Source organism: Bradyrhizobium oligotrophicum (assembly GCF_051168495.1).
Lineage (GTDB): Bacteria > Pseudomonadota > Alphaproteobacteria > Rhizobiales > Xanthobacteraceae > Bradyrhizobium > Bradyrhizobium oligotrophicum_A.
Window position 1 is genome coordinate 728,825 of record NZ_JBNPVB010000002.1, and the last position, 12,265, is coordinate 741,089.

At 60.1% G+C, this 12,265-nt stretch carries 9 protein-coding genes and 1 pseudogene; 2 read left to right on the forward strand and 8 right to left on the reverse strand.

Translation table 11 applies throughout. From position 1 onward, the window contains the following. Positions 1 to 588 precede the first annotated feature (588 nt). The 5 genes and pseudogenes from ACQR1B_RS06730 to ACQR1B_RS06750 all read right to left on the reverse strand — a co-directional run. Positions 589 to 1,416: pseudogene (locus tag ACQR1B_RS06730) on the reverse strand (efflux RND transporter periplasmic adaptor subunit); the annotation flags it as partial. A 341-nt stretch (positions 1,417 to 1,757) separates the two neighbouring features. Continuing rightward, the gene (locus ACQR1B_RS06735; protein ID WP_434835257.1) at positions 1,758 to 2,468 is read right to left on the reverse strand and encodes an alpha/beta fold hydrolase; all 711 of its coding nucleotides are present in this window, start codon (positions 2,466 to 2,468) and stop codon (positions 1,758 to 1,760) included. A 111-nt stretch (positions 2,469 to 2,579) separates the two neighbouring features. Beyond that, positions 2,580 to 3,572 (reverse strand): alpha/beta fold hydrolase, encoded by a 993-nt coding sequence (locus tag ACQR1B_RS06740; protein ID WP_434835231.1) that lies wholly within the window; start codon positions 3,570 to 3,572, stop codon positions 2,580 to 2,582. Between the two features lie 68 nt (positions 3,573 to 3,640). After that, positions 3,641 to 3,931, reverse strand: a complete 291-nt coding sequence (locus ACQR1B_RS06745; protein WP_434835230.1) for a putative quinol monooxygenase — start codon at positions 3,929 to 3,931, stop codon at positions 3,641 to 3,643. 47 nt (positions 3,932 to 3,978) lie between these two features. Then, positions 3,979 to 4,656 carry a type 1 glutamine amidotransferase domain-containing protein gene (locus tag ACQR1B_RS06750; RefSeq protein WP_434835256.1) on the reverse strand — a complete coding sequence of 226 codons (678 nt, stop codon included), beginning with the start codon at positions 4,654 to 4,656 and terminating at the stop codon, positions 3,979 to 3,981. A gap of 1,631 nt (positions 4,657 to 6,287) precedes the next feature. Between ACQR1B_RS06750 and ACQR1B_RS06755 the strand changes: the two genes are divergently transcribed. Next, positions 6,288 to 9,179, forward strand: coding sequence for an ATP-binding protein (locus ACQR1B_RS06755; RefSeq protein ID WP_434835229.1), 2,892 nt, complete (start codon positions 6,288 to 6,290; stop codon positions 9,177 to 9,179). A gap of 174 nt (positions 9,180 to 9,353) precedes the next feature. Here ACQR1B_RS06755 and ACQR1B_RS06760 read toward each other — a convergent pair whose 3' ends face one another. From ACQR1B_RS06760 to ACQR1B_RS06770, 3 genes are all read right to left on the reverse strand, one after another. Next, positions 9,354 to 10,169 (reverse strand): NAD-dependent epimerase/dehydratase family protein, encoded by an 816-nt coding sequence (locus ACQR1B_RS06760; protein ID WP_434835228.1) that lies wholly within the window; start codon positions 10,167 to 10,169, stop codon positions 9,354 to 9,356. A 5-nt stretch (positions 10,170 to 10,174) separates the two neighbouring features. Further along, positions 10,175 to 10,624, reverse strand: a complete 450-nt coding sequence (locus ACQR1B_RS06765) for a MarR family winged helix-turn-helix transcriptional regulator (RefSeq protein WP_434835227.1) — start codon at positions 10,622 to 10,624, stop codon at positions 10,175 to 10,177. A gap of 112 nt (positions 10,625 to 10,736) precedes the next feature. Next, entirely contained in the window at positions 10,737 to 11,471 is a 735-nt protein-coding gene (locus tag ACQR1B_RS06770; protein ID WP_434835226.1) for an SDR family oxidoreductase, read from the reverse strand. Positions 11,472 to 11,522: 51 nt separating this feature from the next. Here ACQR1B_RS06770 and ACQR1B_RS06775 point away from each other — a divergent pair. Then, on the forward strand, positions 11,523 to 12,265 hold a 743-nt coding region (locus ACQR1B_RS06775), incomplete at its 3' end, for a cupin domain-containing protein (protein ID WP_434875127.1).

Sequence of the window (12,265 nt, forward strand, 5' to 3'; positions counted from 1 at the left end):
CGGCGCCACGAGGCCTGTCCCCCATCGACGTGACCATCGGCCTTGGCGGTCTCGTTCTCAAGTCGTTGCTGACAGCCCAAGTCGAGGGCGCCAATCTCCGCTACCGCCTGCTCGACAGCACGCGACGGTATGCCGCAAAGCGCCTGCAGGACGCTGGCCTGCAGGCGCAGGCGCGGCGCTGGCATGCCGAGCGCATCACGGCGCTGTTCGCGCAGTCGGAGACCGAATGGGGCTGGCGTGACAGCGATGATTGGACAAAGACCTATCGCGGCCGGCTTGCCGACGTGCAGGCGGCTTTGGCCTGGGCCTTCACGGACGGCGGCGATGCCGCGCTCGGCGTCCGCCTCACCATGTTGACGATCCCGCTGTGGTTTGAGACCTCGCTCATCTCGGACACGCAAGCGCGGGTGAAAGTGGCGCTCGACCATGCCGAGGCGCTGCAGATCGACGATCTCACCAAAGCGAAACTCACGATCCCGTATGCCTGGAGCATGATGTATGCGCGCCAGTTTCCGCCGGAGACCGAAGAATGCTGGCTGAAGGCCGTTGCCTATTCGCGCAAGGCCTGCGACCTCCGCTCGGAGCTGCTCGCCCTGCTTGGCCTCTCGGTCTATTTGATGGATGTCGGGCGCATCCACGCGGCGATCGGAGTGTACCGGTGCCGACGTCCAGACGGTTGTCGAGAAAATCCACCTTGCCCGCGCGGGACGGTTTCGTTTCGCCCGCCATGATGATCTGTACAGGATTGGGCGTATCGCGAGAGCTTGGTCGCTTGCCTTCGAACCAAAGCCTGCTGTTCCGCTGATAGATCGACTCATCCATGTCGAAATAGACGTGGATTGGATTCATCGATACGATCGAGGTGAGCAAGGTCGCACCGCTTTCGGACCCTTGCACCAGATTTCCGACGGTCACCAGATGACGGCTGATCCGGCCGGCAATCGGAGCCGTGACCTTGGTGAATTCGACGTCCAGTTCAGCGCGTTTCAGCGCACCTTCCGCCTGCAATGTCGCCGCCTCGGCCGCAGCCAGCGACTGCTTGCGCTGATCAACGATGTTTTCCGAGATGGCCTGTGTCCGGATCAAGGTCGTAGCGCGCTCGAGCTCGCGTTGCGCGAGTTCCACCTTCGCCTTGGCGTCGGCCAATTGACCTTGCGCCTGCTCGGCTGCGGCCTGATACTGGCGCGGATCAATTTCGTAGAGCAGGTCGCCGACGCTGACGATAGCGCCGTCCTTGAATGCCACTTTGGTCACAAAACCGGTCACACGGGCGCGGATCTGCACCTGTTCCACTGCGTCGAAGCGGCCCGTAAATTCGTCCCAATCCGTGACCATCCGTTTCGTCGGCTGAGCCACCGTCACCGGCGGGGGTGGAGGTGCCGCCGCCTGCTCAGGTGGTTTGTCGCAGCTAGCAAGCAACACGAAGGCGGTGCCTACTACGAAGAATAAGGTGCCCCTGAGCAATGGACGAAGGCCGCTGCTACTCGCGATAGTCACTTTCCCTGGTGAACCACCCAACAGCTGCCCCTCCACGTCGTCATTGCAAGCATATCGCTACAATCAGCTCCACGGTAGCCCTTTTCAATGCAGCGACAGCGCTGCTGAAATCGGAACTCGCTTCGCGAGCTCGATCCAGCAAGGCCGTCGCCCAGAGATCGTTTCATTCGCTTGACGGTTTAGCTGCGTGTACCCGCAAACCAGGACCCGCAGCAGAAGTCGCTGCGGGTCGCACCGAAATGTATCGTATTCCGCCTCGATTATCGGTCGGCGGACTCGATGAACGCGGCGACCTCCCGCGGATGAGACAGCATCACTGCATGGCTGCTGCTGATCTCTTCCACACGCGCACCGCTTCGCTTGGCCATCTTTCTTTGCGAGCTCGGGGTTATCATGCGGTCGTTCGACGGGATCAGGAAGACGCTTGGCTTCGTCTTCCAGCCCACCTTCGTGACCTTCGCTTCAACGGCCTGCAGTCCCCAGGGCACTTGGGCGACCGCCATGAACTCGGTGAGCGCCACGGGGGAATCCGCCGCAAAGGACGTCGGAAACTTCGCGGGATCGACCAGGAGATAGCCGTTCTCCGGAGGCAGCAGGGGCGCCTTCGCCTCGCCGGGCTCTGCTGGCCATGCATTGAGCGATGCGGCAGATTCGCCAGTGTCCGGCGCAAAAGCCGCGAGGTAAGCCAAGCTCTTGACCTTCGGGTTCTCGCCAGCCTGCGTGATCACCATGCCGCCATAGGAGTGGCCGACCAGCACGACGGGATATTTGGCTGCTGCGATCACAGTTTCTGTCGCGGCGACGTCGCCTTCGAGGGTGATGGTCGGATTTTGCACCACCAACACCTCGTAGCCGTCCTTCTTGAGAAGATCGTATACCGCTTGCCAGCCGGAGCCATCGACGAACGCTCCGTGGACGAGGACGACGGATGTCGTTTTCTGCTGCTGAGCTCCCGAGGAGGTCGACGTCATGGCAAGCGCGGAGAGCGCCAGCAAAGGTGCCAGGTACTTCATCTGAATTCCTTTCGTGTTGTGGCCGGCATGACCAGTCAGCCAGCTTCGGCTTCGTGCGAACGTCTTGCATCAGTGGCGGTCGCTAATTCGGTCGAGAAAGTCGTTGATGAACGGCGCCATCACGTCGAGTTGGTCCTCGAGTGCGAAGTGGCCGCTGTCGAGGATGTGCAGATCGGCTACCGGCAAATCGCGCAGATACGCGTGCGCACCTGCTTCGGCGAAGACCTTGTCGTTCTTGCCCCAGAGGATCAGAGTGGGCGGCTGACGTTCGCGAAAAAACGCCTGGAAGGCAGGGTAAAGCGGGACGTTCGTCGCGTGGTCGTACAGCAGGTCAAGCTGAATATCCTTGTTGCCTGGACGATCCAGCAGTGCCTGGTCGTGGACCCAGTTGTCGGGACTGATGCGCGTCAGATCGCGCACGCCATCGGTGTACAGGAACTTCGTCGACTGGAGCGAGACGAGGAATGAAAGCGCATTTCTTCGTTCTTCCGTTGATTCTTTCCAATATGCCTTGATCGGCTCCCAGGCCTCTCCCAATCCCTCCTCATAGGCATTGCCGTTCTGGATGATGAGGCCAGTGACCCGCTCCGGATGCTTGAGGGCGAGGCGAAAGCCGACCGGGGCGCCGTAATCCATGACGAACATGGCGTAGTGTCTTGCGCCAAGTTTATCGAGCAACACGTCGATCATCTCGGCATAGTTCGCGAACGAATAGGAAAACCGGCTACGGTCGGGCGCGTCGCTCTGCCCGAAGCCCGGATAATCCGGCGCAATGACATGGTAAGCGTGAGCCAGCTTCGGGATCAAATTGCGGAACATATGGGATGACGTCGGAAACCCGTGCAGAAGGAGAACGACGGGACCGTCGCTTGGCCCAGCTTCCCGGTAGAACATGTTCACGCCGTTGACGACGGCCGCGCGGTAATGGATCGTCGAGGCGCCCTGGCCGCAGGTCGCAGCTGGCAAAGTACAGCCATGAGCGGGCGCCCCCGCGGACTCTCCGAACGATGGAGATACACCTCCAATCATCAGGGCGATGACAGTCGCGAAACAAAGACGCATGGCAGCTCCGTCGGCTGTACAACTGATTCATTCCGCGATAGTTAGATATGATCGGCATCACTTCGCGATCATCTTACGTCCACGACTTCTGCCAAGACTGCCGTACGTTCGGCCAGTGGGGGGACCTTGGCCAAGTAGGCCTGATAATGCTGCGAAGCGCGATGCGCTTCGACTGCGGCGCCATCCCGATAGAGCTCGTCAAGGACGTAACGATGATCGTCCACACTGTCGCGCCAGATGTCCCAACGCAGATTGCCGGGCTCTGCCCTGCAATGTGGTGCCATACTGACAAGCAATTCTCTAAGCTCGAGGCTCTTGCCGGGGTGGGCAACCAGAATGGCAGTAATCTTTGACGGCATTGTTCAACCGACTTTCTTTTTGATTGCGCCCCTCCGATGCGGACAGGTTAAGCTTGGCTACTTCTGAGCGCCGCCAGCAGCTCCTTCGCCAGGGGCCCGGCCGATGCAGGATTTTGCCCGGTGATCAGGCGTCCATCGACGACGACGTGCGGTTGCCAGTTTTCCACAGACGTATATTCAGCGCCCTCCGCCCGCAGAGCATCTTCAAGCTCGTACGGAACATCTTCACGTGCGTAATCGTACTCTTCCTTCTTCGAGAACGATGTCAGCTTCCGTCCCTGCACGAACGGCTTGCCGTCCCCGAGGTCGACTCCGAGAAGCGCGCACGGACCGTGGCAAACGGCGGTCACCAATTTTCCCGTGCTCCACGCCCGCGCGACTACATCCTGAACGATATGGTTTCGCTGGATATCGACCATCGGTCCAAGACCGCCTGGTACGAGGATGGCATCAAAGTCCGCAGCGTCCACCTCGGCCAGCTTCCGGCTGCGATTGAGGCGGCGAAACGCCTTGCTTTCCAAGAAGGCCTTCTGCGCAGGATCTTGCTCGTCATAGGCATCGTAAGGCGTCCATCCGCCTCTTAGGGAAGCGAACTCGACCGCGATGCCTGCCTTGTCAAGAACATCGAACGGATGCGCAACCTCAGCGAAAAAGAAGCCCGTCTTGCGATTCTGCGGGCCGATCACTGCTGCGTTGCTGACAATAAACAGGACGTGTTGGGTCATAATGAGCTTCCTGGAGTGCTGCGCAACGACAGTATCGCCGGTCGCCAGAGCCGTATTTGCAAATCCTGCGGAATCATATGCAATAACTGCGGTCACTCGGATCGGACCCGCGGGCATTTGCTTCGATCTGGCCGCAGCATAATTCTCGATGGTGCCCAGGAGCGAGGTTTGCAGCCTTGCGGAAGACGCGCGTGACGTTTGCTTGCGAGCCAAAGCCGAATTCAGGGCGACTTTTACCAAGGAGATCCGGTCGCGCGCGAGTCCGTGCCGCGCAGCCTGAACGCGCCGATCCGTTACGTATCGGTGCGGTCACAATCCGGTCGCTTCGCGAAACAGCCGGCAGAAATGATAGGGGCTGAGACAGCCCTGAGCTGCAGATCGTCGAGTCTGAATTCGTCTCCCAGAGACGTCTCGATATGGTCGAGCACGCGCAGCAGCCGCCTTGGATCGAGCGACGGAGGCCTGTCGGGCGAACGCCAGCAATCGATCGTATAGTTGCCCAGACGATGTGCCGCGAGCGCGACTTGCAATCCGTCCACGAACAGCGCGTCAGTCGACTAACGCGGACGATAGAGCAGATGCCGAAGCGGCGAGCAGATATGGAAGAGCACCCGATTGGTCAGACCCTGAGCGTAGGCACTCTCGATCGTGGCCGGATCGATGTTGGAATCCGCCAGCGTGCTCGGGTCGAGGAGCGTCGGTGGGAGGTAGAGATGAAGACACTCATTCGGTCCGAGAGCTCGAGATGACTTTCCTGCGCCCCGACTGGAACGAGATAGCTCATGCCGGGACCCGCCAGGTTCTTCCGGATTTCACCGTTGCCGGTGCGACATAACATCACGCCGCCAGACAGCAACATCATCAGCTCGGTGCAGAGCGCAACCGGCATCTTCTCGCATCCAGCTTCAAACTTGCGATGTTCTATGCTCAGCCCTGCCAGTCGTTGCCAGCTGCGCGTTTCTTGCTGTTCTGGTACTTCTGATCTCCATGCGTCACGAGCCATCACGAATCCCGCAAGTTGCGGTTATTTCCGGCCTCAAGAGAGCGATCATTCCGCCCGGTGAATGAATGCAGCCCGGGCCGCTGCCCCGCTGACACTCAAATTCTCACAAGGAGCGACAGCCAAGTCCAGACGTGGCGCGGTTAAAAGTGGTTAAAGGCGAGCAACAGATTGCACTCGCGCTCTCACCGCAGATGAGTAAGATGCGGTCATGGTCGCGCAGGAACTAGAGACATCCCAACTCATCACGCGCGCTAACGGGCTTGGCAAACGGCAATTTCGAAGGTCCAGAGCCAGCGATGACGCGCTTACGTTTTCATTCGCCGCCAAGATGGCGGATCTGCAGTTCGCGCAGGCGAACAAGGTAGTGGCAACGGTCATTTCCGGAGCGATCGGCCCAGTCATTCCCGAGGATCACGGGCGGCGCTTGAGGAAGCCAACCCCGGCGACTGCTGCGCTCGCGCCATCGGGCCGATAAGCACGGCCCCTCGACGCATGCCCAAAAAGTAGCCAGACCGACCTCGGACGAGAGGTGTTGCGCTGCACTCATGCAGTTGCAAATGGTTCTCTTTAACAACTTTGCAGATGATGATACTACCAGTGTATCTCGTCGACCGATTGGCTTTGCTCAATGCGGACCGCCACAAAGAAACGGGGCGCACCCCGACAGGAGCTGACGTTCAGCTTCGGTCCTTTTCGACTGGTCCCCGGCCGTCAGCTGCTTCTGCTGGACGAGCGCCCCGTCAAACTCGGCGGGCGCGCCTTCGAGCTGTTGCGGCTGCTGGTGCAGCGCCGTGGCGAGCTCGTCAGCAAGAACGAACTGACGGCCGCCGCTTGGCCTGGCACATTCGTCCATGACAGCAATCTCAAGGTCAATATGTGGAGCTTGCGGCGCTCGCTGGGAGACACCCAGATCGAGCCCATCTACATCGCAACCGTCGCACGGCGCGGCTACAAATTCATCGCCGATGTCCGGGTCGGGATCGGCAATATCGAGGAGGAGCCTACGCCGGCCGATCCGCCCCCGCTTTTGCAGCCGCCATTGCCGCGCGGCATCGTAGGCCGGAAAGCCGATATCACCGCCGTCGCCGATCTACTCGCCGAGGACAGACACGTAACCCTGGCTGGCGCTGGAGGGATTGGAAAGACAACCGTCGCCTTAGCCGTCGCTCAGGCGTACGCTTCAAGATATCGCGACGGCGTCTGCTTCGTCGATCTCGCGACAATCTCCGATCCAACCCTGTTCGGCGCGGCGCTGGTAACGGCGCTCGGTATCCGAGGCAATACCGACATTGGTCTGGCTGCTGTCCTCGACTTTCTGAGGCCCCGGCAAATGCTGCTCATTCTCGACAATTGCGAGCATGTGCTGCCTGCTGCCACGATCTTTGCCAGCAAGTTCATGACGGACACATCGTCATCAAGGCTGCTTGCCACGAGCCGCGAACCGCTCGGCACCACCATCGAGCATGTCGTTCGGCTCGGCTCTCTCTCATTTCCGAGCTTCGGTCTTGGACTGTCGGTCGATCAGGCTGTCAGATTCTCGGCGGTGGAGTTGTTCGTCCGACGCGCCACCGAATGGTCGGACTACGAGCTCGTCGACAAAGATTGCGACGCAATAGCTGCGATCTGCCACTCGTTGGACGGACTTCCATTGGCCATCGAATTGGCTGCAGCCCAAATCGGCAGGTTCACTCCGCGGGAGCTATTGGCCAATCTCGATCAGAAGCTCGGTTTTACCGCGGCAAGCATCGCCGTCTCGTTGCCGCGCCATGAAACGCTGATGGCAACCATTGACTGGAGCTACCGGCTGCTCTCGCAGAAGGAAGCCAGACTCTTCGCCGTACTGTCCGTGTTCAGTGACGGGTTCGAGCACGATGATGCGGTCTTCGTGGCAGAAGCGGCGGGGCTCACGCCAATCGACGTTGTGACCGCACTCGGGAGTCTCGTCGCCAAATCACTGTTGAGCGCGCAGGCCCGCGGCGCAAGCCTGCGCTACCGGCTGCTCGACAGTACCCGCAGCTACGCTGCCGAGCGGTGTCGGGCCGATCCGGCGTGCGGCTCGGCGATGCGCCGTCATGCGGAACGTATGATAGCGCTGTTCGAGCAGTCCGAGGAGGAGTGGAATTGGCGCGAGCCGGCCGATTGGACCGAGCGCTACCTCGGCCGCATTGCCGATCTGAGAAGCGCATTATCGTGGTCGTTCGGCGAGCAAGGCGATCCCATGCTCGGCATCAGGCTTGCGGTTGCGGCTATCACTCTCTGGTCGGAAACCTCCATCCTGTCAGAGGCGCAGGCGCGGCTGGAGGTCGCACTCGCCTTGGCCAAACGCGTCCCATGCGACGATCTCTCAAAAGCAAAGCTTGCCTGTGCCCTCGGCTGGAGCCTGTTCTACGCCCGCAAGAGCTCGAACGAGAACGAGGTCGCTTGGCTTGATGCCATCGCATTCGCGACAAGCGCCGGCAACGTCGATTATCAGCAGCGCGCGCTGGTGGGTTTCGCGTTCTACCTGCTCCAGATCGGAGAAATCGCACGTGCCATAACCTATCTTGAGCAGGCCACCTCGCTGGCCGGCCGCGACCGCGATTCGACGGCCACATCAGAGGCCGACAGGGCCTTGGCCTGGGCCAACGCCTTCGCAGGCGAATTGGGCAAAAGCCGCCCAGTTCTCGATCGTCTTGCGTCAACCCATTCGCTGGCCGAGGGGCGTTCGCGCAAGGATGCAAATGAGGTCTACCGCTTCATCACCGTCCGCTTCAACCTGCCCTTCGTCGCGTGGATGCAGGGGCAGGCCGACTACGCCGCCAAGCTGGCCCGCGACGCCGTCGATGCTGCAGACCGCGGGGGCCATTGGGTGTCGCAGTCGAACGCACTTGGGCTGGCCGCTCTTCCCATCTCGCTTGAAACTGGCGATCTTGACGCGCTCGCGTTCTTCACGGAACGTTTGCGTCGTAACCTTGAACGAGAGCGCATCTCTCGCTGGGTTTCAGTCGAGCGCTATTTCTCCGCCTGCCTGCGCAATCTGCGCGGCGATCGGCGGGCGGTGGAGGATATTCGGGATGCGATCGACGAACTGATAGAATGCCGCTTCTTGATGCGGATCGGCAGCTATCTGGCTTTCCTCGCTCGCGCCTACCTGCGGCAGGGACGGGTGGCGGACGCGCGAGACGCCATTACGCGAGCGATCGATTATCAGGAACGGCAAGGCGAACGCTGGTGCCGTGCGGAACTCCTGCGTGTCAATGCATCGATCCTTCTTCAAACGGGCGAAACTGTCCGCGCTGAAAAGCTGTTCAAGCAGGCGCTTGCCGACGCCCGCGCGATCGGCGCATTGACTTTCGCGCTTCGGACCGCCACTGACCTCGCGGCTCATTGGGCGGCGACAGGCCGCGAAAACAGCGCAGTCCAATTGCTCGCTCCGATTTTAGGGGAGTTTACTGAAGGGTTTGGTACGCAAGACCTCGTCCGTGCCTCCAGGTTGTTGGCGGAAATAGAGGAGAGAACCAGCGGCGGGGCCTCACAATAAACAAGTCCGACATGGAGAGCTGCTCTAAGCTGGCAAGGTCTTGATTAGACGGGCTACGGACTCTCCTAAATTTTGTCGACTCCTGGAAGATGGCATTGCCTCATGCATCCCCTGCCCGCCCTTCAGCTCATCCGCCAGAGCTATGCCCCTTTAACCCTTAATCAATTTGCGATCTCAAAGTAGGGCTTCTTGTACCGCTTGATAGACCGTGCGTACGGTGGGTTGGAAACCGAGGCCACGCGCCAGCGACGCATCGATGTGCAGATGCCAGGGGTTCTCCATCGGCTTCGCTGAAGCCTCCATCCTTGCACCGACGAGACCGACCAACTCGTAAATTGTGGTGGGCGCTTCGTCGGCGATGTTGACGATGCGGCCATCGAATACACCTGCGAGTGCCAGTTTCATGGCAGTTGCGATGTCGCGGTGGTGGATCGTGCTCATGCGGTTGGCGGGATGGAATCCGAACGCCGACATATGCTTGGGAAGCATCTCCAGGTGGCCATCACCGTCACCATACACAAACGGGAACCGTACAATCGCCCAGTTCAGCCCGCTGTCGCGGAGCAGCGCCTCGGCGGCGACCTTACTCGCCGGGTAGGCAAGCTCCGGATCAACTCTGTCGCTCTCTCGGCTGGGCTGCGGACTATTCTTGTTATAGACGTTGGAGGTACTCGCCATGATGAAGCGCGCATGTGGCGCATGGGTCTGCGCCGCGGCGATAAGGCTGCGTGTACCGTCCAGATTGCTACGCCAAATCAGGTCGTCGTCTTGCGTGCGAAACACTGCTGCAAGGTGGATGATTGCTGAGACGCCGGTGGTGGCCTCCGCCAGCGATTCGGGCTCAAGGAGGTCTCCTCTAACGGATGTCGCGCCAGCTGGGCCGTACTTGCCACGACGAACCAAGACCCGACAATCCTCGCCCACTGCGATGAGGCGCGGCAGCAGGCGCTCGCCTACCAAGCCGGTTGCTCCGGTTACCAGAACTGTCATGATTTCTATGCTTTCATTCGTTGATTGAGGCGCTCGGTCGCGGCTTTCAGCACGCGCGCGGTCGTTGCAAGGTCAGCCTCAGAGAAACCGCCAAATGCCGCCTCATGGATAAAGCCCAGATCGGGCAGCTTTCCCCACAGCCTTCTTCCCGACGGGGTCAGGCGCAGCAGTTTCTGGCGTTGATCGACATCGTCAGTGACCTGCTCAACCAACCCCTTGCGGACGAGCGTCGCGACAATGATACTCAGCGTCGCTCGTTCAATTTCAAGCAAGCGCACCAGTTCGCGCTGCATCGTCGGCCCTACTTGGGCCAACTGATGCAGGACATACCATTGAGTAGCGCCGATCCCATGCGGCCGCAGCGCATCTTCCATCATCGCTCGCCCAGCGAAATAGCAGCGCTTTGCCCACGCCCCAACCGAAAGAAGCCCCTGATCGTTGCTTTTGTTAGCCATCTAACATATAATGTCAGCTAGCTAACTTGATGTCAAGAGTGGTTCTTTGAGGGATCGAAGAAATACAAAATGTCAAGCAAGGGTGCTTCAGCCAGAACGCAAGCGCCTCGCTTCAATCTTGCGCTGTCGGCCGTATCACTATGCTGCCAACATCGACTTCGAACGGCTGCTCAAGCGCAAAGAAAATGCCCCGGGCGACGGCATCGGGAGAGATCGCGATATTTCCTAAGCGCTTCCCGATGGCCTCCTTGACCGCTTGGTCTGTAATCGACTCTCCGAAGTTGGTGGCGACCATTCCCGGTGATAGCTCTGTGACACGAAGGTTCGGTCCTGCCTCCTGTCTCAATGCCTCCGTGACCGTACGGACTGCATTCTTGGTCGCAGCGTAGACACCCATTGTCGGCAATATCTTGAGTCCCGCCGTGGAGACGACGTTGATGATGTGACCGCTTCCCTGGCGCAAAAATATGGGCAGCGCGGCCGCGATCCCATACAGTGTGCCACGAAGATTGACGTCGATCATGGCGTCCCAGTCCTCGACCCGCAGTGCGTCGAAACGTGAGATCGGTCCGATGCCAGCGTTGTTGATCATGGCATCGAGCTTGCCGCCGCATTTGACCGCAAATGCGACGAGCGCTTCCAGATCTTGACGAAGGCGCACATCCGTCCTCTGAAACCCGGCCTTGCCGCCTGCAGCTATGATCTCCTCCGTGATCGCTCCGAGCGCCTTCTCGTTACGGGCGCCCAACACGACGAAAGCGCCATGTCCCGCCAGCAGTTTAGCGGTGGCGCATCCAATGCCGCTGCTCGCCCCCGTGATCACAACGACTTTGCCTTCGACGCTCATTGCCCATCTCCATTGCGGGTCCTTGCCAGAACGATAGCTAAGCGGAACAAGGTGCTCTATGCTTCGCAGGCTATGAAGTTGTCGCAATCGTCCAAATTGATGCCCGACCCACTATCGAATGTTCTCGATGCCCTTGGGGCGAGGGTGACGCGGCGCACCCGCATGGAGGCCGCGGGAGACTGGGCTCTCGCGTTTCCCGCGATGGATCGGCTCAAGTTCGTCGCGGTGCTGCGCGGCACAGGCTGGATGCTACTGCCCTCGCGCCAGCCGCAGTGCCTGCATGCGGGCGACGTCTGTCTGCTCGGACGCACCCCTTACGTCGTGGCCAGCGATCCGACACAAACGCCGATCGATGGAGAGGCTTTTTATGGAGCTCCAGGCTGCGATGTGACGCGCTTCGGCGGCGATCACACAATAGGGATCGGAGGAACAGTCACGTTTGCCGCTGACAATGCAGACTTCTTGCTCGACATGCTCCCGGACTTTCTGCTCGTCTCCCGCGTCACACCTGCGTCGAGCGCAATAGCAACGATCCTCGGCCTGATGAACGACGAGCTCCAGAGAGACAGAATTGGGGGAGAGGTCGTCAGTGCACGGCTGGCCGACCTGTTGTTGGTAGAAGCGATCCGCGCTTATGCGAGCCAGTCCGAGCAAGCCGGTGTTGGATGGTTTGGCGCGCTTTCAGATCCCCGGCTCGGTCGGGTTCTTCGTGCGATCCATCAAGATGTCTCACGGCGTTGGACCGTGGAAGGACTTGCCAACGTCGCGGGTATGTCGCGCGCAGCCTTTTCCGC